The organism is Corynebacterium confusum (genome assembly GCF_030408715.1).
GTDB lineage: Bacteria > Actinomycetota > Actinomycetes > Mycobacteriales > Mycobacteriaceae > Corynebacterium > Corynebacterium confusum.
Window position 1 is genome coordinate 1,838,419 of record NZ_CP047202.1, and the last position, 23,549, is coordinate 1,861,967.

The 23,549-nt window shown below is 66.2% G+C and carries 24 protein-coding genes; 8 read left to right on the top strand and 16 right to left on the bottom strand.

Going from position 1 to position 23,549, the window contains the following annotated elements; genetic code table 11:
- Positions 1-68 precede the first annotated feature (68 nt).
- Both CCONF_RS08550 and glnA read left to right on the top strand, forming a co-directional pair.
- Positions 69-1,226 carry a tyramine oxidase subunit B gene (locus tag CCONF_RS08550; protein ID WP_290222703.1) on the top strand — a complete coding sequence of 386 codons (1,158 nt, stop codon included), beginning with the start codon at positions 69-71 and terminating at the stop codon, positions 1,224-1,226.
- 83 nt (positions 1,227-1,309) lie between these two features.
- Positions 1,310-2,746, top strand: a complete 1,437-nt coding sequence (gene glnA, locus CCONF_RS08555; protein WP_290226362.1) for a type I glutamate--ammonia ligase — start codon at positions 1,310-1,312, stop codon at positions 2,744-2,746.
- A gap of 234 nt (positions 2,747-2,980) precedes the next feature.
- Here glnA and CCONF_RS08560 read toward each other — a convergent pair whose 3' ends face one another.
- The 3 genes from CCONF_RS08560 to wecB form a co-directional block, all read right to left on the bottom strand.
- Positions 2,981-3,529, bottom strand: coding sequence for a hypothetical protein (locus tag CCONF_RS08560; RefSeq protein WP_290222704.1), 549 nt, complete (start codon positions 3,527-3,529; stop codon positions 2,981-2,983).
- A 343-nt stretch (positions 3,530-3,872) separates the two neighbouring features.
- Positions 3,873-4,904, bottom strand: a complete 1,032-nt coding sequence (locus CCONF_RS08565) for a Dyp-type peroxidase (RefSeq protein ID WP_290222707.1) — start codon at positions 4,902-4,904, stop codon at positions 3,873-3,875.
- A gap of 75 nt (positions 4,905-4,979) precedes the next feature.
- Complete coding sequence (gene wecB / locus CCONF_RS08570) at positions 4,980-6,137, bottom strand: non-hydrolyzing UDP-N-acetylglucosamine 2-epimerase (RefSeq protein ID WP_290222709.1); 1,158 nt, start codon at positions 6,135-6,137, stop codon at positions 4,980-4,982.
- Positions 6,138-6,569: 432 nt separating this feature from the next.
- On the opposite strand from wecB, the gene CCONF_RS08575 reads away from it, so the two are divergent.
- Positions 6,570-6,842, top strand: a complete 273-nt coding sequence (locus CCONF_RS08575) for a hypothetical protein (protein ID WP_290222712.1) — start codon at positions 6,570-6,572, stop codon at positions 6,840-6,842.
- Between the two features lie 120 nt (positions 6,843-6,962).
- Here the strand turns inward: CCONF_RS08575 and dnaG are convergent, their stop codons facing one another.
- Entirely contained in the window at positions 6,963-8,879 is a 1,917-nt protein-coding gene (gene dnaG, locus CCONF_RS08580; protein WP_290222715.1) for a DNA primase, read from the bottom strand.
- Between the two features lie 77 nt (positions 8,880-8,956).
- On the opposite strand from dnaG, the gene CCONF_RS08585 reads away from it, so the two are divergent.
- Both CCONF_RS08585 and CCONF_RS08590 read left to right on the top strand, forming a co-directional pair.
- Positions 8,957-9,445, top strand: coding sequence for a guanyl-specific ribonuclease (locus CCONF_RS08585; protein WP_290222717.1), 489 nt, complete (start codon positions 8,957-8,959; stop codon positions 9,443-9,445).
- Complete coding sequence (locus tag CCONF_RS08590) at positions 9,432-9,677, top strand: hypothetical protein (protein WP_290222720.1); 246 nt, start codon at positions 9,432-9,434, stop codon at positions 9,675-9,677. Before CCONF_RS08585 ends, CCONF_RS08590 begins: the two co-directional genes overlap by 14 nt.
- Before the next feature lie 43 nt (positions 9,678-9,720).
- Here the strand turns inward: CCONF_RS08590 and CCONF_RS08595 are convergent, their stop codons facing one another.
- Positions 9,721-11,028 (bottom strand): deoxyguanosinetriphosphate triphosphohydrolase, encoded by a 1,308-nt coding sequence (locus CCONF_RS08595; RefSeq protein ID WP_290222722.1) that lies wholly within the window; start codon positions 11,026-11,028, stop codon positions 9,721-9,723.
- Positions 11,029-11,068: 40 nt separating this feature from the next.
- Entirely contained in the window at positions 11,069-11,689 is a 621-nt protein-coding gene (locus CCONF_RS08600; RefSeq protein ID WP_290222724.1) for a YdcF family protein, read from the bottom strand.
- Positions 11,690-11,727: 38 nt separating this feature from the next.
- Here CCONF_RS08600 and CCONF_RS08605 point away from each other — a divergent pair, with 38 nt between their 5' ends.
- The gene (locus CCONF_RS08605) at positions 11,728-13,770 is read left to right on the top strand and encodes a TPM domain-containing protein (protein WP_290222726.1); all 2,043 of its coding nucleotides are present in this window, start codon (positions 11,728-11,730) and stop codon (positions 13,768-13,770) included.
- 42 nt (positions 13,771-13,812) lie between these two features.
- Here the strand turns inward: CCONF_RS08605 and CCONF_RS08610 are convergent, their stop codons facing one another.
- Genes CCONF_RS08610 through CCONF_RS08620 form a run of 3 tightly spaced genes read right to left on the bottom strand, consistent with a single transcriptional unit; the run spans position 13,813 to position 16,257 of the window.
- The gene (locus CCONF_RS08610) at positions 13,813-14,316 is read right to left on the bottom strand and encodes a hypothetical protein (protein WP_290222728.1); all 504 of its coding nucleotides are present in this window, start codon (positions 14,314-14,316) and stop codon (positions 13,813-13,815) included.
- Between the two features lie 9 nt (positions 14,317-14,325).
- On the bottom strand, positions 14,326-14,859 hold the full coding sequence (locus CCONF_RS08615; RefSeq protein WP_290222729.1) for a hypothetical protein: 534 nt from the start codon (positions 14,857-14,859) through the stop codon (positions 14,326-14,328).
- Between the two features lie 18 nt (positions 14,860-14,877).
- The gene (locus CCONF_RS08620) at positions 14,878-16,257 is read right to left on the bottom strand and encodes a glycine--tRNA ligase (RefSeq protein ID WP_070768827.1); all 1,380 of its coding nucleotides are present in this window, start codon (positions 16,255-16,257) and stop codon (positions 14,878-14,880) included.
- A gap of 334 nt (positions 16,258-16,591) precedes the next feature.
- Between CCONF_RS08620 and CCONF_RS08625 the strand changes: the two genes are divergently transcribed.
- Together CCONF_RS08625 and CCONF_RS08630 are read left to right on the top strand one after the other, a co-directional pair.
- Complete coding sequence (locus tag CCONF_RS08625) at positions 16,592-16,900, top strand: ArsR/SmtB family transcription factor (protein ID WP_290222730.1); 309 nt, start codon at positions 16,592-16,594, stop codon at positions 16,898-16,900.
- Positions 16,901-16,980: 80 nt separating this feature from the next.
- The gene (locus CCONF_RS08630) at positions 16,981-17,424 is read left to right on the top strand and encodes a Fur family transcriptional regulator (RefSeq protein ID WP_290222732.1); all 444 of its coding nucleotides are present in this window, start codon (positions 16,981-16,983) and stop codon (positions 17,422-17,424) included.
- Here CCONF_RS08630 and CCONF_RS08635 read toward each other — a convergent pair.
- The 7 genes from CCONF_RS08635 to CCONF_RS08665 are packed head-to-tail and all read right to left on the bottom strand — an operon-like array spanning position 17,389 to position 23,549.
- Positions 17,389-18,516, bottom strand: a complete 1,128-nt coding sequence (locus tag CCONF_RS08635) for a VIT1/CCC1 transporter family protein (RefSeq protein ID WP_290222734.1) — start codon at positions 18,514-18,516, stop codon at positions 17,389-17,391. The two genes, CCONF_RS08630 and CCONF_RS08635, sit on opposite strands and share 36 nt — an antisense overlap.
- On the bottom strand, positions 18,516-19,268 hold the full coding sequence (locus CCONF_RS08640; RefSeq protein WP_435384072.1) for an isoprenyl transferase: 753 nt from the start codon (positions 19,266-19,268) through the stop codon (positions 18,516-18,518). Before CCONF_RS08640 ends, CCONF_RS08635 begins: the two co-directional genes overlap by 1 nt.
- Before the next feature lie 50 nt (positions 19,269-19,318).
- Positions 19,319-20,056 (bottom strand): DNA repair protein RecO, encoded by a 738-nt coding sequence (gene recO / locus CCONF_RS08645; RefSeq protein ID WP_290222738.1) that lies wholly within the window; start codon positions 20,054-20,056, stop codon positions 19,319-19,321.
- Between the two features lie 3 nt (positions 20,057-20,059).
- Positions 20,060-21,007 carry a GTPase Era gene (gene era, locus CCONF_RS08650; protein ID WP_290222740.1) on the bottom strand — a complete coding sequence of 316 codons (948 nt, stop codon included), beginning with the start codon at positions 21,005-21,007 and terminating at the stop codon, positions 20,060-20,062.
- 43 nt (positions 21,008-21,050) lie between these two features.
- Positions 21,051-21,899, bottom strand: a complete 849-nt coding sequence (gene pdxY, locus CCONF_RS08655) for a pyridoxal kinase PdxY (protein ID WP_290222742.1) — start codon at positions 21,897-21,899, stop codon at positions 21,051-21,053.
- 11 nt (positions 21,900-21,910) lie between these two features.
- Positions 21,911-22,558 (bottom strand): rRNA maturation RNase YbeY, encoded by a 648-nt coding sequence (ybeY, locus tag CCONF_RS08660; protein WP_290222743.1) that lies wholly within the window; start codon positions 22,556-22,558, stop codon positions 21,911-21,913.
- 7 nt (positions 22,559-22,565) lie between these two features.
- Positions 22,566-23,549, bottom strand: coding sequence for a PhoH family protein (locus CCONF_RS08665; RefSeq protein WP_290222744.1), 984 nt, complete (start codon positions 23,547-23,549; stop codon positions 22,566-22,568).

Sequence of the window (23,549 nt, forward strand, 5' to 3'; positions counted from 1 at the left end):
TTCGCGGGTGAGCCAAGGAATCTTTTCGCCGCGAGCCCGCAAGCGCGCTCAACACAGAAAGCAGGCCCATGACAGCAAGTGAACAACCTGATACCCGAATAGACCTCATCTGGTTGTCCGAACAAGACATGATCGACGCCGGTGTGACGGATGCCGCCAAGTGCGTCGAAACGATGGAAGAAACACTAATCCTGCTCGACAAGGGTGACTACCGCATGGCTGGTGCCTCCGCAAACAGCCACGGCGCGCAGATCAACTTCCCCGATGCCCCGGAGTTCGAGGGCATGCCGGCCAACGGTCCCGACCGCCGCTTCATGGCCATGCCGGCCTATATCGGCGGCCGCTTCAACAACACCGGTGTGAAGTGGTACGGCTCCAACGCGGACAACCGAAACCACGGGCTGCCGCGTTCTATCCACGTCTTTGTCCTCAACGACACGGTCACGGGAGCGCCGAAGGCCATCATGTCCGCGAATTTGCTCTCCGCCTACCGCACCGGCGCCGTGCCGGCCGTGGGCGTGAAGCACCTGGCCGTGGACAATGCCGAGGAGGTCGGCATCATCGGGCCGGGCGTGATGTCACGGACCATTCTGGCTTCCTCAATTACCCAGCGCCCGTCCATCAAGCGCGTCAAGATCAAGGGCCGTACGGCAGCCTCCACCGAACGCACCGCGAACTACCTGCGCGAGCAGCACCCGGAAATTGAGTTCACCGTCGTCGACAGCGAGCAGGACGCGGTGGAAGGTTCCGACATCCTCATCGCGGGCACCTCGACCTCCCAGGACGGCCCGCAGGGCTTCCCCTACTTCAACAAGGACTGGCTCAAGCCCGGCGCGCTGGTGCTGGCCCCGGCCGCCGCCCGCTTCGACGACGACTTCGTCGCCTCCGGCGGCGCCCGCCTCGTGGTGGACTACAAGGGCCTGTACGCCGAGTGGTTCAACGAGAACGGCCCCGACGTGACCTACGAGCGCCTACTCGGCATCCCCGGCAACCGCTGGTGGGACATGGTCCAGGAGGGCAAGCTGGAAGAGTCCGACATCGCCAATATCGGCGCCATCGCCGACGGCCAGGCCCCCGGCCGCACCAACGACGAGGAAATCTTCTTCTACTCCATCGGCGGCATGCCCGTCGAGGACGTCGCGTGGGCCACGGACGTCTTGGACCACGCCCGCGACAAGGGACTGGGCACACCGCTCAACCTCTGGAACATGCCGGCACTGTCCTAGGCGCCGGCACCAGCCCAGCCCCATAGATGTCCCATTAATTCCCATCCCCAACTACACCCTAAGGCGTGTTTTCCACAGTGAGCTTGCAGGCTTCCTCAGTCCACGATGTCATCGACTTCATCCAGGCGGAGCAGGTCCGCTACCTCGATATTCGCTTCAGCGACGTATTCGGTGCCGAGCATGCCCTGACCGTGCCCGCCCGCCTACTGACGGAGGAGACCGCCCGCGAGGGCTTCGCCTTCGACGGTTCCTCCATCCCCGGTTTCGCCACAGTTGATAAGTCGGACATGACGCTCATTCCCGATCCGGGCACGGCGTACCTCGACCCCTTCCGCGCCCACAAGACGCTGAACATGCAGTTCTTCGTCCGGGATCCCCTCTCCCAGGCCTCCTACTCCCGCGACCCACGCTCCATTGCCCAGAAGGCGGAGGCCTACCTGCAGGAGACCGGCATCGCCGATACCTGCTCCATCGGCGCGGAGGCGGAGTTCTACGTCTTCGACTCGGTCCGCTACTCCTCCGGCGTGAACCACTCCTTCCACCAGGTCGACTCGGATGAGGGCTGGTGGCGCTCGGGGGAGGAAACCATGATGGACGGCAGCCCGAACCGCGGTAACCAGATCCGCATCAACGACGGCTACTTCCCGGTTGCGCCCTACGACAAGACCATCCCGGTGCGCGACGACATCGCCTACAACCTGGAGCTCATCGGCTTTGACGTCGAGCGCTTCCACCACGAGGTCGCCACGGGCGGCATCCAGGAGGTCAACTACCGCTTCGCCAACCTCCTCAAGGCCGGCGACGACATGCAGGCCTTCAAGTACGTGGTACGCAATACCGCGGAAAGCCACGGGCAGACAGCCACCTTCATGCCCAAGCCTTTGGCCGGCGATGGCGGCTCCGGCATGCACGCCCACCAGTCGCTGTGGAAGGACGGCACGCCGCTCTTCTACGACGAGACCGGCTACGCCGGCCTGTCCGATACCGCACGCTACTACATCGGCGGGCTGCTCAAGCACGCACCGGCCGTGCTGGCGCTGACCAACCCCACGGTCAATTCCTACCGCCGTTTGTTCTCCGGCTTCGAAGCCCCAGTCAACCTGGCCTATTCCCAGTCCAATCGCTCCGCGGCCATCCGCATCCCCCTGAGCGGCGAAAACCCGAAGGCCAAGCGCATCGAGTTCCGCGCGCCCGATCCTTCGGCCAACCCCTACCTGGCGTTTACCGCGCAGATGATGGCCGGCATCGACGGCATCCTCAACCGCATCGAGCCCGGCGAGCCGGTGGACAAGGACCTGTACGAGCTCTCCCCGCAGGAGCGGAAGGACATCCCCCAGGTCCCCCACTCCCTGGAGTCCTCGCTGGCGGCCCTCGAGGCCGACCACGAGTTCCTCACCGCCGGCGACGTCATGACCGAGGACTTCCTCGAGGCCTACGCCCGGCTCAAGTTCGACCGCGAAATCCTGCCCCTGCGACAGGGCCCGTCCCCGAAGGAATTCGAGCTGTACTACAACGTCTAATTCTTGGAAGACCACCCCGTCCCGGGCTTTGTATTCCCCAGGACAGTTGGTTACAGCACTGCCGAAGAACTGGTTTTGCGCAAAAGCAAACGCCCCACTTTTCAAGTGGGGCGTCGCGATAAGTACGGTAAGTGTTGCGGTATGGGATCCGCTTTTCATGGGTAATGAGTCTGAGACTCGGCCCATCGGGCGCTTGCTTCTAGTCTGAGACTAAGGCTTCAGCGCCTGATTGGATCATACCCCACCCCTAAGTTCTGTCAAGGACAGCTCATGGCTTGTTTGGAGTTTCAGCAGGTCAGTTCGACAGTCTGTAAAACACGTTTCACCCAATGCAGCCGCAATATCTTTCGCCAATCGAGCCTTAGGTGTTTTGTCGTCAAGAAAGTGCTCCAACCCATTTTCTTCAATCTTCTTTCTCGCGTGAAAGACCGCGCTAGCCAATAAATCAGCGATTTGCAGTTGAGGGCAAGTCCTAGAATCGAGACTAACTGCGGTGACCACTCGCTTGTTTCCAAACCTCTTATTTAAACCGGCAGCAAGCTTATCACCATACGAAATCCCTTCTGGGACATCAATGTGATCCACCATCAGCACACTCACTTCGCGCCGAGTTATAAGCCCTCGAAGCAGCCGGTCGGTGGCAAATCGGTGTCCCTGCCACTGATCCCTGTTAGACCACGGGTCAAAATGCCGTTTATCTAAAACAAACGCTCCAAAGGTGCACCCTGCTGACACTGCTTCCGAAAATAGCTCAGCAAGTATCGGCTCGGAATTCTTTGTCACCTTGGAAAATTTTATTTCTTCGGCTTTCGTAAAATTATTTCTATCCGACAGGCTTTGATAGCCCTAGAGAGCTTGTCCGGATCAGAAGTCCTCACCGCTGCTGTCACAAAGTGTTTCCCGAGAGAGCCCTTACTCCCCGCCTCATCCACGAAGTACGCCACTCCCTCTGTAGACAAAGGAAGGTGGACTTGAGGAGGGCTCTTGGGAGACAAGCTATCCATGAGTTCAGTTTACCGAAGCCGTCCAGATCGAATTGTGTATTCTACCGAGTCTAAAACTCCGCAATCTCCAACACCAGCAAAGCCCGCCCTGGTGTGTTCTCCCAGGGCGGTGCAATCAGTCCCTAGTCCTGCGGGTAGAGCCCCTTGGCGGCGCTCAGCTGCGTGGCGGGCTGGCTGGGATCCGCCGGCGCGTCGTCGTCCGGCAGGAGGCCGGGGCGGACGTACTCGTCGGCGGCGTCGATGAACTCCTGCGGCGGGGCGAAGAAGTTCGCGCCCGTCAGCGGGGTGGAGAAATCGAGGATGCGATCGTAGTTGCCGCGGGGCTCGCCTAGGAACATGCGGCGCAGCATCAGCTCGGTGACGCGGACGTCGTTAGCGTAGCTCATGAAGAAAGTGCCTTGCTCGCCGGTGCCCTTGCCGAAGGCCAGGTTGTCGCGGACGATCTCCAGGGAGTTGCCGTCGGCGTCCTCCACAGAGTTCAGGAAAACGTGGCTGTTGTGCGGCTTCTCGGCGTCGTCGAACTCGATGTCCTCGGCCTTGGTGCGGCCGATAACGCGCTGCTGTTCCTCGACGCCAATCTTCTCCCAGTCCTTCAGGTTGTGGGTGTATTTCTGCTCCACGATGTAGCTGCCGCCGGCCCACTGGCCCTCGGCAATCAGCGCGGCGTCGGCGCCGGCGCGCCCCTGCGGGGACTCGGTGCCGTCCACGAAGCCCAGCGGGTCGCGGAAGTCCATGTAGCGGAAGGCGTGGACTTCGTCGAGGGTTTCCACCTCGTCGCCCAACAGCCCCTTGATGCGGCGGGTCAGCTCGAAGGCACGGTCGAATTCGTCCGAGCGGATATGGAAAAACAGGTCCCCGCCCGTCGAGGGCGCGGAGTGCTTGTCGCCCTCCAGCGGCACGAAGTCGTGCAGCCCCTCCGGCTTCGGCGCGGTAGACGGGTCGAAAAGCCGGTCCCACAACTGGGAGCCAATGCCCACCACGGCGCTCAGGTGTGAGTGCGGATCGCGGAAGCTGACGCCGTCGACGGTGCCGGACAGGCCGGTCAGGGCATCGATAGCCGCCTGCTCCTGACCTTCGGGCACCTTGAGGTTGATAAAGAAGGCCACCTTGGTCTGCGGCAGGATGATCGTCTGGGAAAGCTCATGGGGTTGCATGTCCCCAATTATAGAAGGTCGGGTGCGCCCCAACCGGCGGAACGCAGCGTCAAATCCCGCCGCGGGGCGGGCACGCTAGTCAGCGGCAGACGGCGCGAAGTCCGGCAGGCGCTCGCCCAGGCCGAACAGGTTCGCGATGGCGGCCACCGAGCGCGCCGCGCCCTGGCCGTCGCCGTAGGGGTTGACCGCATTCGCCATGGCGGCGTAGGCGGCGTCGTCCTCAAGCAGGAGACGAGCCTCCGCGGTGATGAGGTCGCGGTCGGTACCCACCAGCTTGACGGTGCCGGCCACGACGGCCTCGGGGCGCTCGGTATTCGAGCGCATCACCAGCACCGGCTTGCCCAGCGCCGGGGCCTCCTCCTGGACTCCGCCGGAGTCGGTCAGGATGATGCTCGCGCGGTTTTGCAGCTGGGTGAACTGGTCGTACGGTAGCGGGTCGGTGATGATGACGTTGTCCAGATTTTCTACCTCCGGCAGCACCGCCTGGCGCACCTTCGGGTTCAGGTGCAACGGCAAGGCGAAGTAGGTGTCTGGATATTCTGTGGCCAGGTCGGCGACCGCGTCGCCGATATTCTTCATCGCGTCCAGGTTCTCCCGGCGGTGAGTGGTCACCACGACCAGGCGCTTATCCGTGGCCGCGGCGGCCTGCAGCGCCGGATCGGCGAACTCGGTGTCCCAGCCGGCGGCCTCGAGCAACGCGTCGATGACGGTGTTGCCCGTGACCACGATGTCCTTGCTGCGGAAGTTCTCCTTGCGCAGGTTTTCCATCGCGCCCTCGGTCGGCGCCAAGTGCAGGGCCGCGACCTGCCCGATGATCCGGCGGTTGGCCTCCTCCGGGAACGGGGAAGAGATATCGCCGGTACGCAGACCAGCCTCCAGATGGATGACCTTGACGCCGCGCTGGAAGCCGGCCAGCGCCGCGGCCATCGCGGTGGAGGTATCCCCCTGGGAGATGATCGCGTCCGGGTTCTCCTGAGCGATGACCTCGTCCAGGCCCACCAGCGCGCGGGAGACCAGTTCGTTTAAGCCCTGCCCCGGCTTCATCAGGCCCAGATCGTGGACCGGAGTAATCCCGAACATGGAGTTGACCTGCTCGAGCATCTCCTTGTGCTGGCCGGTGGACACCGGCACGGATTCAAAACGATCATCCTGGTCGAGGGCCTTGATGACCGGCGCCACCTTGATGGCTTCTGGGCGGGTACCGTAGACCGTCATGATCTTCGGGGCAGGCATTACGCTCCTTCGGCGGATTTAGGAATCCAAAATGAGTGGGTTAACTTGTTAAGACCTTACCGAGGCCGAAACAATCCCGCTAACGTGATGCCGCCCGCAGGAGGGTGAATTTCGCGCGCTTCCCCGCCGCGCCCGCACGGACTCGCCACTCGCGCCGTTTCGCGCGGTCTTTTCTATGCCGATTCCTGTGAACCCGCCAGCAACAAAGCGGCCCACGCCAGGCCCGCTGCGGTCTCATTAGCAGCGGGTACGGCCGGCATCATTCCCATGTCCACCCCCTAAATATATAGTGCCGAATGCATATACGGAAGACTAAGAAAACACTTCGCCGCCCTCACCCCCGTTCGGGCGGGGAAGGAAAATAGGTAGGCTGGGAGCGTAAAAAGCACCACACCTATCGCCGATTTTTCAAAAGGGAGTAATCTACCGCCCATGATTCAGTTCGTTGTTGGCGCCGCAGCCGGGTACGTCTTCGGCACTAAGGCCGGCCGCAAGCGTTATCACCAGATCAAGGGTGCCTACCAAAAGGCCGTCAATTCCCCCGCCACCAAGTCCGCCTTGCGCTCCGCACGCAAGGCCGTGGCCAACCGGCTGGACCCGGAGCCGCGCATGCGGGAGGTCAAGGACCTGCGTTCCCGCGGCACTCGGTCGACCAGGCAGCCGGATATCCCCCGGGATCGCATCTACGAACCCGACGAGGACTAGCCTCGCTTAATCTCGATTAGCCAGACACGCGCGCGGGCCCAGTACGGCCCGCGCTTTATCTGTGCCTTATTCATGCCGACCGCCGGCGGGTGGCCTAGGCCTGGGGGTGCCTTGGGCGTGCTACAGCGCCCGCTCGTTGAGCTCGCGGCGGGCTTGCTCCAGGGCGACCAGATCAGCGAAGAGGCTGTTGTAGGCGCGCTCGTCGTCGCTGGGGCGCATGCGCCCCAGGCGCGCCTTGAGCTGGGCGATCTGGTCGGCCACGCGGGATTCCTGCAGGCGGGACAGCACGGAGTCAGCATAGCTTTCCAGCGGGATGTCGCCGGTGGGCAGGATGGTTTCCACGGCCAGCTCCGAGACGAAGTTGCGGCCGGTGAGATCGCGCATCTGCCCGGCGACAGCGGCGAGCCACTCGACGTTGGGCAGCTGCGCGCCGCGCACGGCGCCGCCTTCTGCGGCGATGGCCTCCCGCACCATTCGGTAGGCGTCGTTGGTATAGGAGTCCGCCGGCAGGCCGTCGAAGTACTCGCCCACCACGGCCGGGTGCTGGAGGGCCAGCTTGAGGGCCTCGCGCTGCGGCCACAGGTGGGTCTCGTTGGGGCTGGGCGGGCGGATGGCCGGCACGTCCTGCTGCGCGGGTTGGGCCTGCGCGTTGTCGAAGCGCTTGGCCTGCATGACCGGCTTGCGCTGGGCGTTGGAGCGGTTGTCGCGGGCGGCCTGGTCGACCTGGTGCATGACCTCTTCCGGATCCGGCCAGCCCACCCAGCCGGCCAGGCGGCGGGCGTATTCGCGCTGCAGGGGCTTGTCGCGGATCTGTGCGACGACGGGGACCGCGCGGCGCAGGGCCTGCAGGCGGCCTTCGGCGGTATCGATCCGGTAGCCGGAAATCAGCGACTCGATGACGAACTCGAACATGGGGATGCGGTCGGCGACCAGCTCGCGCACGGCGGCATCGCCGCGCTTGAGCCGCAGATCGCACGGGTCCATCCCGTCCGGGGCGATGGAGACGAAGGACTGACCGGTGAATTTCTGCTCGCCCTCGAAGGCGCGCAGGGCGGCCTTCTGCCCGGCCTCGTCGCCGTCGAAGGTGTAGATGAGCTCGCCGTTGAAATAGCTGTCATCCAGCATCAGGCGCCGCAGCAGCTGCAGGTGTTCCCCGCCGAACGCCGTGCCGCAGGAGGCGACCGCGTTGGGCACCCCGGCGGCGTACATGGCCATCACGTCCGTGTAGCCCTCCACGATGACGGCCTGGCGCTGCTTGGCGATGTTCGACTTCGCCACGTCCAGCCCAAAGAGCACCTTGGACTTGTGGTAGAGCATGGTCTCCGGGGTGTTCATGTACTTGCCCAGGTTGTCGTCGTCGAAGAGCTTGCGCGCGCCGAAGCCGATGACGTTGCCGGCCATGTCCTTGATCGGCCAGAGCAGGCGGCGGTGGAAGCGGTCGATGGGGCCGCGGCGGCCCATCTTGGACAGCCCGGCGGCTTCCAGCTCCTCGTAGTCGAAGCCCATGCGCAGCAGGTATTTGGTCAGCGTGTCCCAGCCGTCCGGGGCGTAGCCGCACTCGAAGTCGTAGATGACCTGCTGGGAAAAGCCGCGGTCGAGCAGGAAGTTGCGGGCCGTAGCGGCCTCCGGGGTCTCCAGCTGCTGGCGGTAGAACTCGTGCGCGGCCTTGTTGGCCTGGATGAGCCGCTGGCGGGTGCCCGGTTTCACGTCGCGGGCGCCGGTGGTCCCGCCCTGGTAGTTGATGTGGTAACCGATCTTCTGCGCGACAGCCTCGACGGCTTCCGGGAAGCTGAGCTGCTCCATCTCCATGAGGAAGGTGAACACGTCGCCGCCCTTGCCCGTGGAAAAGCAGTGGAAATAGCCGCGCTGGGGGCGCACGTGGAAGGACGGGGTCTTTTCGTCCTTGAAGGGAGATAGGCCTTTCATGGAGTCGTGCCCCGCCGGTTTGAGCTGGACGTATTCGCCCACGATCTCCTCAATCGGTGCACGCTCTCGGATCTGCTGAATATCGCTTTCCGGAATCCTGCCTCGCGCCATGTGTAATAGCGTACCCAGCGCGGCAAACCGGCGCCCAATTTCGGTATCGGCTGGCACACCTGTTAGAACTTAAAGCCATGGCGAAAAGCGGTAGCTCCCAAAAATCGTGGCCGGTGGCCCTTGGCGGGCTCGCGGTGGTTCTCATCGCGGGCTACTTCGGCCTCGACTTAGGCGGCAATAGCTCCGGCTCGGGTACGGGCTCGGAGACCGGTTCCGGCGGCACGGGGAGCACAGTAAGCTCGGAGACTGCCGTGTCGGCCGAGAATGACACCTGCGAGCTGTCCAGCCTGCCGGAGGAGGCCGCTGAGACCGTGGAGACCATCCAGGCCGGCGGGCCCTACCCGCACCCGGACAATGACAACCAGCGCTTCGGCAACTACGAGGGCGTCCTGCCGGATCAGGCCTCCGACTACTACCGCGAGTACACCGTGGAGACCCCGGGGATCAACCACCGCGGCGAGCGCCGGATCGTGACCGGCGGCGGCAGCGAGACCGACCCCGAGCGCTGGTACTACACCTCCGACCACTACGAAAGCTTCTGCGAGATCCCAGATGCCGAACACTAAACGCGTACTGATAACGGACCGCCTGCGCAGCGAGGCCGACTTCTACCGGGCGCTGGGCAACCTGCGCCAGGCCGGCGAGCGCCCCGCCCCGCGCAACCTCGACGCCCTGGCCGACTTCCTGCGCGAGCTCGGCCTGGATTCCATCGTCTGCGCCGACTGGTGCCTGCCGGAGGCGGACTCGCGGCGCTTGCGCCGGGTGCTCGACGACCTCGACGTGCGCCTGCTGCGCTAGCCGCGTCTATTCGCGGCGAGTTCTACCTGGTTGTGCGTCGTGCCTAGTCGTAGAAGCCGGCTAGGTCCGCGGACTGGCGGGCCAGCCGCTCTAGGCGGGACTCGGTCATGGACGCGATCTGGTCCACGATGACGCGGCAGCGCTGCGCCGGGGTCTCCGCCTGGTCATACCAGAGCCTGAACATCGGGTCCAGCGCCCCCGGCGCGCCGGCGGTCAGGTAGTCGAAGACGCGGTAGATGCGCTCGCGCTGCCTATCCTGGCGGGCCAGGTGGGTCGGCTCGTCCATGACGTAGAGGACCGCGATGGTCTTCAGCAGCCGGACCTCCGCGTCCGCTAGCGGCGGGACCACTAGGCGCCCGTGCTGGCGGCCCAGCTGGTTGCTGTCCAAAAGGTCCGCGTTGGCCGCCCGCGTGGCCTCCACCGTCGCGCCGACGTAGCGACCCACCAGCTCCGAGGTCAGCTGCTTGAGCGCGACGTAGTCGTCCAGGGTGTGGTTGAAGTCCGCGGCGCGGTTGACCACTGGCAGGCGACGCAGGGAATCGGCGGCGGCGAGCAGCTCCTCGGCCGTGCCGCCGAAGGCGTGCGCGCCCTTGTCGGCCAGGGCGGCCAGCTCCACCAGATCCCAGAGCACCTGCAGCGAGATGCGGCCGGAGACCACCCCATCCTCGACGTCGTGGACGGAATAGGCGATGTCGTCCGAGAAGTCCATGGCCTGGGCCTCCATGGAGGGCAGGTCGTCGGCGTGCCCGGCGCGCAGCCACTCGAGCGTGGCTGCGTCCTCGTCGTAGCAGCCGTATTTGCGGTTGATCGTGCCGTCCGGGTTGGTTTTGGTGCGCGGGTATTTGCACGCCGCGTCCAGGGCCGCGCGCGTCAGGTTGAGTCCGTAGGAGGTCTCACTTTCCGCGCCGGCCCCGAGGATCTTCGGCTCCAGAAAACTCAGGATGCGGAGCGTCTGCGCGTTGCCCTCGAAGCCGCCGCAGTCCGCGGCGACCTCGTTGAGCGCGTTCTCGCCGTTGTGCCCGTAGGGCGGGTGGCCGATGTCGTGGGTCAGGCCGGCCATGTCGCACAGGTCCGGGTCCAGCCCCAGGCCGGAGCCGATGCCGCGGGCGATCTGGGCGACCTCTAGCGAGTGAGTCAGCCGCGTGCGCGGGGTGTCCCCGTCGTGGGGGCCGACCACCTGGGTCTTGTCGGCCAAGCGGCGCAGCGCGGCCGAGTGCAGCACGCGGGCGCGGTCACGGGCGAAGGCGCCGCGGTGGTCGGCATCGGCAGCGCTGCCGGAAGGAAAGCTCGAGCCCTTGGCCCCTTCCGGGCTGCGGCGGGCGCGATCGGCGGGTTGGTAGCTATAGGTCACCCTGCCAGTCTAAACGCCGGGCCGGGCCGCGGCCGGTTGGCTAATCGGCGCGTAGGAAATGGTTACGGCGGGCCCGTGAGGGCCGCAGGCGGTTTTCGATGCCGTGCAGCACCCCTCGTAGCTGCCGCGCCCGGCGGGGCCCTACGGTGATCTCCGCGCCGAGGACGGCCAGTCCCCCGCCCTCGTGGGCGGCCGCGCGCCACCAGGAACGGTGCGGGAAGCGCTGCGGGCATTCGCGCGCCCCGCATGTGCTAGCACGCAGGCCGGCCCACCGGGCCAGGGCGGCAGTCCGCGCGCGGTGCAGCGGATCGGTGACGATGACGCCGGCGCCCAGCCCGCGCGCGGAGACCTCGCGGGCCAGCGCCGCCAGGGAGCCGGCCGTGTCATTGCCCTCCGGCAGCGCCGCGATCCGGGCGCTGTCGATGCCGCCTGCCACAATGTCCCGTGCCGCCACGCCGGCCTCGGTGAAGCGGTCGCCGGGCAGGTTGCCGCCCAGGGTGAAAACCGCGGCGGCCGGGTGCCTAAGGGCGAGCTGGATGGCGGTGGCGATGCGCGCAGCGAGCACGCGGGAGGCCACCCCGTCGTATTGCGCGGTGCCAAGGACCGCGATCCAGGCCGGCGCGCCATGCGTGCGGAAAGGTTGTGTTGCGGCTGGTTTCACCGTGCCCAGTATGCCAGCAACACGGTATCCTGGTGGCCATGACAAAGCGCGTTCACCTGCCCCACCCCGTCGCAAATTCCCGGCTGCCGCTGCGGCTGTCAGCCATTTCCGCCGCCGCGCTGGTGGCCTGCGCCGCCCCGGTCGCCCTGGAGGCAACGGCGGCGCCGGGCGAACACGGGCAGGTCCTCGCGCTGGCTCCTAGCCAGGTGCGCCAGCCGGTCACGGACGAGGCCGGCGTGCTCTCTGATGCCGAGGTGAGCCAGCTTTCCGAGCAGATTTCGGAGCTGCAGACCGAGCAGCAGCGCCTTCTCTACATCATCTACTCCAACGACCTGTCCAGCCTGCAGGCCCAGGACTACGCGCAGCAGGTGATCAACTCCCGCGGGCAGAACACCGCCGCCTTCGTGGTCAACGTGGACGCCCGGGACGCCGGCGTCTACGTGGGCGGCGAGTGGAACCAGAGTGATATCGACCGGCTCTACGACGCCGCCTATGCCCGCCTGGCCGCTGACGACTTCCCCGGCGCGGCGCAGGCCGTCGTCGAGGAGGCGCTCAACAAGGGGCACGGCGACGAGGGCGCCGGCGGCACCGGCTGGTTGCTGGGCGGCGGGGCCGCACTTGCCGCGGCCGGCGGCGGCATCTGGGCCTATTCGCGCCGCAAGACCAAGAAGCAGTCGCAGGCCACGCTGACCGATGCCCGCAGCATCGACCCGGCCGACACCCGCCGGCTGGGCGCCCTGCCGCTGGAAACCCTGGAGGAGCGCGCCCGCGAGGAGCTGGTCTCCACCGACGAGTCCATCCGCCGCGGTAAGGAGGAGCTGCAGCTGGCCCAGGCCGAGTTCGGGGCGGAGCGCACCCGCCAGTTCACCCGCGCGATGAACCACTCCACCGCCACGCTGCGCAAGGCCTTCGACATCCGCCAGCGCCTGGATGATTCCATCCCGGAATCCGAGTCCCAGCGCCGCCAGATGCTGGTCGACATCATCTCCTCCTGCGGGCAGGCGGACCGGGCCCTGGACGAGCAGGCAGAAGAATTCGCCGAGATGCGCAACCTGCTGGTCACCGCGGACAGCAAGCTGGACGAACTGACCCAACGCGTGGTCGACCTGCGCGCCCGCCAGCCGCAGGCGCAGGTCACCTGGGAGTCGCTGCAGTCCAACTACTCGGCCGAGATGCTCGAGTCCATCGCCGACAACGTCGAGATGGCCGCGGTCAGCCTGGACGAGGCGGACAAGGACTTAGAGCGTGCCCGGGGCATTGCCGCCCAGCCGGCGGGCCAGCAGGGCGGGCTTATCGACGCCATCCGGTCCTGCGAGCACGCCCTCGAGGTGGCCAACCGGCTGCTGACCGGCGTGGAAAACGCCGAGACCAATATCGCCACCGCCAAGTCCCAGCTGGGCGCGTTGATTGCCGAAGTCGACGAGGAGCTCGCCGAGGCCGAGCGCCTCAAGCAGCAGGGCCAGTCCCAAGGCACCGCCGCCGACTGGGCCGCCCTGGACGAGCTGGTGGGCCGCGCGCACGGTTCCCTCCAGCGTGCCCGCACAGAGGGCGAGGCCGATCCGCTGGGCTGCTACACGGAGCTGGCCACCTTCGACACCGAGGTCGATCAGGCCCTGGACCGCGTCCGCGAGGTCACCTCGACCCACGCGCGCCAGCTGGCGCTGCTGGACCAGCAGCTAAACGCCGCGGCCGCGCAGATCCAGGCCGCCGAGGATCTCATCTCGTCCCGCGGGCGGCTCATCGGCGCCTCCGCGCGCACGGCCCTGGCGGATGCGGAGCGCCTGCACGCCCAGGCACTGCAGTACAAAAAGTCCGATATCCAGCGCGCCCTCGATTCCGCCCGGCAGGCACTGGCCGCCGCCCAGGCCGCGCTGCAGCGGGCCAAGAGCGACATCGACGACTACCGCCGCTCCCAGCGCCGCGCCCAGGCCGGCAACGTCGCCGGCAATGTGGTCACCGGCATGGTCATCGGCCAGATGCTCGGCGGCGGCAACCGCGGCGGTTTCGGCGGCGGTTTTGGCGGGGGCGGCTTCGGCGGGGGCGGCGGCTTCAGCGGCGGTGGCCGCGGCGGCGCCTTCTAGCCTCTCTCAATTTTCCGCCCTGTCCCTCCCGCTCGCGGGAGGCTAGATGCGCCGGGTCTGGCGCGGCAGGTCCACCAGGCTAATCCCCCAGGTCAAAAAGGCCAGGTCCGCCAGCGGGAGGGCCTCGCCCGCCGGGGTGCGGGTGATCACAAGGTCCCCGCCCAGCTCCGGGCTGGTGCGCGCGATGGTCACCGGGGCGTCCTCCCCCGCGCCCAGGACCTTCACGCAGCGTTCCCGCTTAAAGGGCCGGGTGCGCTCCAGGATATAGCGGTGGGGCCCGCAGGTGGCGGACAGGCGGGAGACCGAGAAAGTGGTCTGCTGGAGGTTGAAAAACGTTCCCTGGGAGGACGTTCCGCGCAGACGGAAGCACATCTGGCTGCCCAGGTTCTCTAGCAGCAGATGGTCTCCGGCCACGGTGAGGACCTCGTCGTTAGCGCTGGCGATGACGACGTCTGCCTCATCCAGCAAACGACCACCGCTCCAGCGCAATTGGGCCTCTACCCGGTGGCCGGAGTTCCCGTTAAATACACCCGCCTTGTCATTCACGGATGCAGTTTAAATCAGAACCGCCAGGACCGCCACCGCAGAGAGCAAAACCAAGGTGCCGATGATGGCCACGGATCGCTGGGACAACCGGTTCTCCAAGACGACGCGGCTAAACCAGCTCAGCGCCGCCACCTCCTGGCGGTTTAAGTCCAGCGCGGAGTCCGGGTCGGAATCATCCTCGTCGTTTTCGAATTCCAGGATCGCCTCGCGCACGCCGTTGTTGGCGCCGCTGAACTGGGCGACCTTGTGGTCATTGACGTCGAAGATGACCCAGTTGCTGCCCGACTCGTTGACCAGGCTGAAGGTGCGGCCCTCCAGGGAGGCCTGTAGGGTCTTGTCCTTTTTCAGGTTGCCGGCCAGGCGGTAGGTGCGCCCGTCGTCCGAGGTGGCCGAGGCTCCCAGCTGCTCATCGACTTCGGTGCGCCAGTGCTGGCCGTCGACCTCCGCGCCGGAGGCGGTGAAGGAGGCCAGCTCCTCCGGCCCGCGGCCCACCAGCAACGTCGGCCGCTCCTTGTCGCTGCGGTCCCAACTGGTGAAGTGCATGGTTGCGCCTTCTCCCTCTTAGCAGCCGATGAGGCGAGCGGCCAGGTAGGCTTCCAACTCGTCAATTTTGACGCGCTCCTGCTCCATGGTGTCGCGCTCGCGCACGGTGACCGCGCCGTCCTCCAGGGAGTCGAAGTCGAAGGTCACGCAGAACGGCGTGCCGATCTCGTCTTGGCGGCGGTAGCGGCGGCCGATGGCTCCGGAGACGTCGTAGTCGATGTTCCAGTGCGCGCGCAGCTTGTCCGCCAGCTCCTTGGCCGGGGTGGACAGCTCCGGCTTCTTGGACAGCGGCAGGACCGCGACCTTGACCGGCGACAGGCGGCGGTCCAGGCGCAGCACGACGCGCTTGTCGGTGCCGCCCTTCGCGTTCGGGGCCTCCTCCTCGTGGTAGGCGTCCACCAGGAAGGCCATCATGGAGCGGCCCAGGCCCGCGGCCGGCTCGATGACGTACGGGATCCAGCGCTCGTCGGCCTGCTGGTCGTAGTAGGACAGGTCCTCGCCGGAGCCTTCCGCGTGTACGCGCAGGTCGTAGTCCGTACGGTTGGCCACGCCCTCGAGCTCGCCCCACTTGGAGCCGGTGAAGCCGAAGGCGTATTCCACGTCCACCGTGCGCTTGGAGTAGTGGGACAGCTTTTCCTTCGGGTGCTCGTACAGGCGCAGGTTCTCCGGGTTAATGCCCAGGTCGACGTACCAGTTGTAGCGGTCATCGATCCAGTACTGGTGCCACTGCTCGTCCTCGCCCGGCTTGACGAAGAACTCCATCTCCATCTGCTCGAACTCGCGGGTGCGGAAGATGAAGTTGCCCGGCGTGATCTCGTTGCGGAAGGACTTGCCGATGTTGGCGATACCGAACGGCGGCTTCATACGCGCCGAGGTCAGCACGTTCTTGAAGTTGACGAAGATGCCCTGGGCGGTCTCCGGGCGCAGGTAGTGCAGGCCTTCCTCGTCGTCGACCGGGCCCAGGTAGGTCTTCAGCAGGCCGGAGAAGGCCTTCGGCTCGGTCCAGTTGCCGGGCTGGCCGGTCTCCGGGTCGTTGATATCGGCCAGGCCGTTTTCCGGGGCGTGGCCGTGCTTTTCCTCGTAGGCCTCCAGCAGGTGGTCCGCGCGGTAGCGCTTGTGGGTGTAGAGGGACTCCACCAGCGGATCCGTGAAGACCTCGACGTGGCCGGAGGACACCCAGGTCTGACGCGGCAGGATAATGGAGGAGTCAATGCCCACGACGTCGTCGCGGGACTGGACCATGTGGCGCCACCATTGGCGCTTGATGTTTTCCTTGAGCTCCACACCCAGCGGGCCGTAGTCCCACGCCGAGCGGGAACCGCCATAGATTTCACCCGCCTGGTAGACCAAACCACGTCGTTTACACAGGTTAACTACGGTATCAATGACGGATGCCATGAGTGTTTCTGACTCCTCTAGTCGGGATTTCAATCCCCGGCCGGCTGCAGGGGACATAGGTCACCAATAGTCTAGCGTGTTGGCGATCCCGACTCGCAGCGGGGGCACCCTGGGACCACCCAATCCAAACAATGTGGACGGGGGTAACCATCTATTATTTCGGCTGTCTGCTGGGGCGGCCAGTTTATCATTGTGACTACACTAAGCAATATGGATTTGGTATATCCTGGCGTTGCAGTATGGCGATAATTTATAGAAGTTAGCCCATTATTGGTCTAATTCAAGAGTAAAAATTTCCTATACCCCGCGCCCACAGGAGAAAGAACACCCGCACATGTGTAGAAAGCAGGACGCCGCCGACGTTGAGCCCGCGGTCCGGGTTCTCAGCGCGCTCGATTCACCGCTCAGGCTCCACATCCTCCTCCTTCTCCGCGAGCGCGAACACTACGTCCACGAGCTGGTCGAGGCGCTGGAGAAGTCCCAGCCGCTCATCAGCCAGCACCTGCGCGTGCTCAAGCAGGCCGGCCTGGTCCGCGCCGAGCGCTCCGGGCGCGAGGTCACCTACCGGCTCGCCGCCGAGGAAATCCTCGACATCTACCGCCAGGCCGCCGCGCTCAGCGCCACCCTCGAGGCCGAAGGCTAACCGGCGAGCCGGGCCAACGGCGCGCTCTGCCTAGTCTTAGAGATAGTTGTAGATGTATCAACGCTGGTAAACTAGCCGATATGGCCATCCAAAGCAGTATCCCCAAGCTAGGCGCCCGCAACACCCGTCAGCGCACCGCCGTCATCGAGGTCCTGCGGGACATGGAGAAATTCGCCTCCGCCAAGGACATCCACTTCGCGCTCCAGCAGCGCCAGGAAAAGGTGGGCCTGACCACCGTCTACCGCACCCTGCAGTCCTTGAGCGATATCGATGCCGTCGATGCCCTCCACATGCCCAACGGCGAGACCCTCTACCGCCACTGCGACTCCGACGCGCACCACCACCACCTGGTCTGCACCAAGTGCGGCCGCACCGAGGAAATCGACGGCGGGCCCATCGAGAACTGGGCGGCGCGCATCGCCAAGGACTACGACTTCGAGTTGACCGGCCACGACGCCGAAATCTTCGGCACCTGCCGCCAGTGCCGCCTAGCCGATAAGGGCAGCGAACCCGACGCCAAGTAGGTAGGTAATCCCGGCCGCGCCCAGTCCGATAACAAGCTGGCGCAGCGCCCGCTTCAGCGGCGGCTTGCCGGAGATTACCCCCACGACGCCGCCGGTAAACATCAAGGCGATGGCCACCAGCACCAGCGCGACCACCGCGCCCACGGTGGTCGAGGCCCCGAAGAGGAACGGGATGATTGGGATAAACGCGCCGGTGGCGAAGAAGCAGAAGCTCGACAGCGCCGTCGACCACGCCTGGCCGATGACCCCCGGCGCCCCGCCGTCGGCCTCACCTGCGGCGTCGGTTGCCGGAAGGCCCATCGCGCCCAGCCCCGCCGAGGGGTGCGCGGCGCGCTGGCGGGCCTGCATTTTGTCGAAGACCTCCTGGGCCTTAGTCTCCGCCGCCTCCGCGCCCATGCCGCGGGCCCGGTAGATGAGGGCGAGCTCGTTGGCGTTGACGTCTAGGTCCGGCACCAGCGAGTGGGCGTCCGGCGCCGGGCGGGAGGCCTCCAGTAGCTCGCTTTGGGACTTCACAGAGACGTATTCGCCCGCCGCCATGGAAAGCGCGCCGGCCAGCAGGCCGGAGATCCCCGTCAGCAGCACCGCCGTCGATGCCGCGCCTGAGCCCATCACGCCAATGACCAGCGCTAAGTTGGAGACCAGCCCGTCGTTAGTGCCGAAGACGGCGGCGCGGAAATTGCCCGACATCTTCTCGCGCCCGCGCGTAGCCAGCCCGCGCACGACCTCGGCGTGGACGTGCTCGTCCGCGGCCATCTGGTCGCTGGCGTCGATATCGTCCGTATAAGGGGTACGCGTTTCCGCCGTCTGCATCAGCGCCAGCGTGAACACGGAGCCGAAGTGCTGCGCCATAAAGCCCAGCGCCCGCGTGCCCAGGTCCGGCTTGCGCGGGAAGCCGACGGCATCGCCTAACTTGTCCCGCCAGTACTGCTCGTGCCGGGACTCCGACTCCGCCAGCTGCAGCAGGATGGAGCGCTCCTCGCCGACCTTCTTGCGCGCCAGCTCGCGGTAGACCGCCGCCTCGGCGCGCTCGTTGGCCAGGTAGCGACGCCAGCGGCTGATCTGCTGCTTGGTCGGCTCGCCTCCAACAGCCACTACTTCGTCCCCCCAAAGCGGCGGTCGCGGCGCGCGTACTCCTCCACGGCGGCGAACATGTCCTCCGGCGTGAAGTCCGGGAAGAGCTTGTCCTGATAGATCATCTCCGCGTAGGCCGACTCCCACAGCAGGAAGTTCGAGGTCCGCTTCTCCCCCGACGGGCGCAGGAAAAGGTCCACGTCCGGCATGTCCGGGTCGTAGAGGTGCTGGGCGATGGTCTTTTCGTTAATCTCGCGCGGGCGCATCTCCCCGCGCGCGACCTTGTCCGCGATGACCCGCATGCCGTCGACCAGCTCGGCCCGGCCGCCGTAGTTCACGCACATCACCAGGTTCATCCGTGTGTTGTCGCGGGTGAGCTCCTCGGCCGCCTCCAGCTCGCGCACCACGCTGCGCCACAGGCGCGGGCGCCGCCCGGCCCAGACCACGCGCACGCCCTTCTCGTGCAGCCAGCCGCGCTGGCGCCGCAGGACGTCGCGGTTGAAGCCCATCAAAAAGCGCACCTCTTCGGGGCTGCGCCGCCAGTTTTCCGTGGAGAAGGCGTAGGCCGACAGGTAGTCCACGCCCATGGCCAGGCAGGCATCGACGGCATCGAGCAACACCGCCTCGCCACGCTTGTGCCCCTCGGTGCGCGCCATGCCGCGCTCCTGCGCCCAGCGTCCATTGCCGTCCATGACGAGCGCGATGTGCTTCGGCATGAATTCGGCGGGGATCTGCGGCGGGTGCAGGACTCGGTTCGGATCGGGAGTAATCACAACCACCCATTCTACTGTCTGCACACCACCGTGCCGCAAGGTGGCGCAGGCTAGGTCTGATCCATCACCGACAGCGCCGTGACCTTGTGCTCGATGTGCCACTGTAGGTGCGCCCGCGTCAGCTGGTGGGCTTGGGCCCCACGCGTGGGCACCGCGACTATCGATGCCTCCGCCTGCCCCAACCGGTCATGCGCCAGCAGCCACATCACGTGCAGGGTCTCCGGGTCCACCTCCGCGGCCCCGGGCGGGCGGCACTGATGGCAGGCCGCCCCGCCGACGGCCGGGTGGAAGGCGTGGTGGGGGCCCGGCGCCCCGCACTGGGCGCAGTCGAAGAGGCTGGGCGCCCAGCCGGCGTGAGCCATCGCCTGCAGCAGGAAGGAATCCAGCACGGCGGTGGGATCGGCATCGGTCTGCAGCAGGCTAAACGTCGCGCGCAGGGCCCCGTACAGGTACGGGTCGGTGTCCGTGGCGGCCAGGCGCTCGGCGGACTCCAGGGCCGCGCAGGCCGCGGTGTAGCGGTCGTAATCGTAGGTGATCTTGGCCCCGTAGTACTCCACGGTGTCGGCCTGGGAGATGGTGGCCAGGTTGCGGCCCGGGTAGAGCTGCACGTCCAAGTTGACGAAGTGCTGCAGCCGGGACCCGAACCGGGACTTGGCCCGGCGCACCCCCTTGGCCACGGACCGGACCAGTCCGTGCTCGCGGGTCAGCAGCACCACCACGCGGTCGGCCTCGCCGAAATCGTAGGTGCGGATGACCCAGGCGCGGTCCCGGTACGACGCCCGCGACATCGCCTAAAAGCCCAGCCGGCCCAGCGACTTCGGGTCGGACTGCCAGTTCTTCAGCACCTTGATGCGCAGGTCCAGGTAGATGTTCTGGCCCAGCAGGGAGATGATTTCCTTGCGGGCGTTGCCCACGATCCGGCGCATCCGGCGCCCGTCCTTGCCCTCGATGATGCGCTTTTGGCCCGGGCGCTCCACATAAAGTACGGCGTGGACGTCGAGCACTCCCTCGCGCTCCGGATCAGGCAGGATCTCGTCGACCTCCACGGCCACCGAGTGCGGCAGCTCGTCCTTGAGCCCGGACAGCGCGGCCTCGCGGATGAGCTCCGAGATGCGGGTGTCCCGGTCGTCGTCGGTGACGTGGTCGTCCGGGTAGAACTTCGGGCCCTCCGGCAGCGCCTCGGTCAGCACGTCGATGAGCTCATCGATCTTCGTGTTCTCCCGCGCGGAGACCGGGATGACCACCGCATCCGGGTCGTCCTGGGTGAGCAGCTCGTGCAGGGCCAGCAGCTGCGCGCCGACCTGGTCCTTGGTGGCCTTGTCCAGCTTGGTCACGATCCCGACCACCGGGGTGCGCGGGGCGACCTTCTTGACGTTGTCCAGGATCCAGCGATCTCCCGGGCCGATCTTCTCGTCCGCCGGCACGGTCATGCCGATGACGTCGACGTCGGCGTAAGTGTCCTTGACGGCCTCGTTGAGGCGCTCGCCCAACAGCGTGCGCGGCCGGTGCAGGCCGGGGGTGTCCACCACGATGATCTGGGCATTATCGCGGTGCACCAGCCCGCGGATCGGGTGACGCGTGGTCTCCGGCTGATCCGCGGTGATGGCGATCTTCTGCCCCACCAGCGCGTTGGTGAGGGTGGACTTGCCGGTGTTCGGGCGGCCGACGAAGCTGACGAACCCGGAGCGGAAGCCCTCCGGGGTGCCGGCCGTGCCGGCTAAGAATGTTTCATTAGTCATCGTGGGAACTATCCTACAAGGTCGCGCGCGGGGGCAGGAAAACCTAGAGTTCGTCCACGCTGAACTGCAGCTGCGGGTGGGCGAAGCAGTCCTGGGCGGCGATGAGCTCCAGCTCGCGCAAGTCCGCCTCGTAGGTGGTGCGCAGCAGATCATAGACCTGGGAGGCCGTGGCCTTCAGCGCGGCGTGCGCGTCCTGGTGGCGCACGTAGTGGCCGGTGAACAGGGCGGCGGTCACGTCGCCGGAGCCGTTGTACTTGACCGGCAGGCGCGGGGTGGTCACCGAAAAGGCACGGTCGCCGTCCACGGCAATCATTTCCACCTTATCCTCCGGGGTTTCGGGCCGCTCGACGGAGGTCACCAGGACCACGCGCGGGCCGATCTCCTGGGCCACCTTGACCGCCTGCAGGGTCTCTTCCAGTGTGCCGGTCGGTTGGCCGGTCAGGTAGCCCAGCTCGAACTGGTTCGGGAAGATGATGTCGGCGACCGGCAGGATTTTGTCGCGCAGCAGCGGCGGGATCTCGTCGGAGACGAAGCAGCCGGACTTCTCGTTGCCCATCACCGGGTCGCAGGCGTACAGCGCCTGCGGGTTGGCCTTCTTTACCCGGCGCACGGCGTCGATGATGACCTCCGCGATATCGGAGCCGCCCTGGTAGCCGGACAGCACCGCCGCGACGTCCGGGAAGGCGCCGCGGCGCTCGATGCCGTCGATGATCTCCGTGACCTGCGCGGCCGGCAGCTGCGGCCCGCCCCAGTCACCGTAGCCGGTGTGGTTCGAAAAATTAACGGTATGCACGGGCCAGACCTCGTGGCCGGCGCGTTGGAGGGGAAAGACGGCAGCGGAGTTCCCCACGTGCCCGTAGGCGACGTGGGACTGGATGGAAAGGATACTCATGGCAGATAAGTCTAGTCGTCGTCTACGTCACTGTTGTCCGGTTTGGTCACCGGCTCCCCCACCGGCGGGATGCCACCACCGGGCACCTGGCGGTCTAGGTCCGCGCGGTCGGCCGCGGAGGGGAACGCCCGCGGGCCGGTCGGCTTGGGCTGGTAGCTCACCCCGCGCGCGGACAGGTCGTCGTACCAGTTGGCCAGCAGCTCGTTCTGCAGGCCGAACATCTCCTTTTCCTGCGCGGGGGTGGCGTGGTCGTAGCCCAGCAGGTGCAGCACGCCGTGCACGGTCAGAAGCGCCAGCTCGTGGCCCAGCGAGTGGCCGGCGGCCTGGGCCTGGCGCTCGGCGAATTCGGGGCACAGGACGATATCACCCAGCATCGCCGGGCCGAAGCCGTCCTGGGCCGCCGGCGCGTCCGGGCGCAGGGTTCCGGTGCTCGACCCCGGGGTGACCTCGTCCATCGGGAAGCTCATCACGTCCGTGGGCCCGGCCAGGTCCATCCAGCGCACGTGCATGTCCTCGATTGTGGCCAGGTCGACCGCGGAGATGGTCGCCTCGGCCTCCGGGCTGACGTCCATCTGCGCCAGGGCGAAGCTGGCGACGTCGCCCAGCATTTCCTCGTTCACACCGGCGTAGCCGGACTCGTTGACAAATTCAATGGCCATGGTTTTTCTAGCCCTCCTGTTTCTGGCGGCCGCGCTCGGTGGCGGCATCGTAAGCATCGTAAGCATTGACGATCCGCCCGACCAGCGCGTGGCGCACCACGTCGTGGGAACCGAGATCCGCGAAACAAATATCGTCCACCCCGTCTAGGATGCGGCGCACGGTCTTCAGCCCGGAGACCTGCCCGCGCGGCAGATCCACCTGGGAGACGTCGCCGGTGACCACGATGGTCGAGCCAAAGCCCAGGCGGGTCAGAAACATCTTCATCTGCTCGGGCGTGGTGTTTTGGGCCTCGTCGAGGATGACGAAGGCATCGTTGAGCGTGCGACCACGCATATAGGCCAGCGGGGCGACCTCGATGATGCCGGCGTCCATCAGCTTCGGGATCATCTCCGGGTCCAGCATGTCCCGCAGCGCGTCGTAGAGCGGGCGCAGGTAGGGATCAATCTTGTCGTTCAAGGTGCCGGGCAAAAACCCCAGCTTCTCGCCCGCCTCGACGGCCGGGCGGGTCAGGATGATGCGCTGGACCTGCTTGTTCTGCAGAGCCTGGACGGCCTTGGCCACGGCCAGGTAGGTCTTGCCGGAGCCGGCCGGGCCAATGCCGAAGACCACCGTGTGATCATCGATGGCCTGCACGTACCGGCTCTGCCCCACCGTCTTCGGCCGGATGGTCTTGCCGCGCCGCGAGATAATGTCCGCGGCCAGCGCCTGGCTGACCGACAGCGGCGCTTCCGTCTCGATCATGGCCACGGTGTGCTTGACCGTCTCCGGGGAGATGGCGTGCCCGCGGCGGGCGATGGCCTCCAGCTCCTCGAAGACCTTGACCGCCCGGGCGATCTCGAAGTCGGGGCCCGTGACGGTCACCGTGGTGCCGCGGGCGAAGAGATCGGCATCCAGCTGGTCGTTGAGCACGCGCAGCGTCGCATCCGCCGTGCCCAGCACGGCGTTGACGTAGACTGGGTCGAGCTCAATTTTTTGGGTATCAATAGCCAC

Excerpts from the sequence above, each read along its gene's own strand:
- CCONF_RS08550 (WP_290222703.1), top strand. The coding sequence starts at position 69 with ATGACAGCAAGTGAACAACCTGATACCCGAATAGACCTCATCTGGTTG.
- CCONF_RS08565 (WP_290222707.1), bottom strand. The coding sequence starts at position 4,904 with ATGCAACCCCATGAGCTTTCCCAGACGATCATCCTGCCGCAGACCAAG.
- wecB (WP_290222709.1), bottom strand. The coding sequence starts at position 6,137 with ATGCCTGCCCCGAAGATCATGACGGTCTACGGTACCCGCCCAGAAGCC.
- CCONF_RS08575 (WP_290222712.1), top strand. The coding sequence starts at position 6,570 with ATGATTCAGTTCGTTGTTGGCGCCGCAGCCGGGTACGTCTTCGGCACT.
- dnaG (WP_290222715.1), bottom strand. The coding sequence starts at position 8,879 with ATGGCGCGAGGCAGGATTCCGGAAAGCGATATTCAGCAGATCCGAGAG.
- CCONF_RS08585 (WP_290222717.1), top strand. The coding sequence starts at position 8,957 with ATGGCGAAAAGCGGTAGCTCCCAAAAATCGTGGCCGGTGGCCCTTGGC.
- CCONF_RS08590 (WP_290222720.1), top strand. The coding sequence starts at position 9,432 with ATGCCGAACACTAAACGCGTACTGATAACGGACCGCCTGCGCAGCGAG.
- CCONF_RS08605 (WP_290222726.1), top strand. The coding sequence starts at position 11,728 with ATGACAAAGCGCGTTCACCTGCCCCACCCCGTCGCAAATTCCCGGCTG.
- CCONF_RS08615 (WP_290222729.1), bottom strand. The coding sequence starts at position 14,859 with ATGCACTTCACCAGTTGGGACCGCAGCGACAAGGAGCGGCCGACGTTG.
- CCONF_RS08620 (WP_070768827.1), bottom strand. The coding sequence starts at position 16,257 with ATGGCATCCGTCATTGATACCGTAGTTAACCTGTGTAAACGACGTGGT.
- CCONF_RS08625 (WP_290222730.1), top strand. The coding sequence starts at position 16,592 with ATGTGTAGAAAGCAGGACGCCGCCGACGTTGAGCCCGCGGTCCGGGTT.
- CCONF_RS08630 (WP_290222732.1), top strand. The coding sequence starts at position 16,981 with ATGGCCATCCAAAGCAGTATCCCCAAGCTAGGCGCCCGCAACACCCGT.
- recO (WP_290222738.1), bottom strand. The coding sequence starts at position 20,056 with ATGTCGCGGGCGTCGTACCGGGACCGCGCCTGGGTCATCCGCACCTAC.
- era (WP_290222740.1), bottom strand. The coding sequence starts at position 21,007 with ATGACTAATGAAACATTCTTAGCCGGCACGGCCGGCACCCCGGAGGGC.
- pdxY (WP_290222742.1), bottom strand. The coding sequence starts at position 21,899 with ATGAGTATCCTTTCCATCCAGTCCCACGTCGCCTACGGGCACGTGGGG.
- ybeY (WP_290222743.1), bottom strand. The coding sequence starts at position 22,558 with ATGGCCATTGAATTTGTCAACGAGTCCGGCTACGCCGGTGTGAACGAG.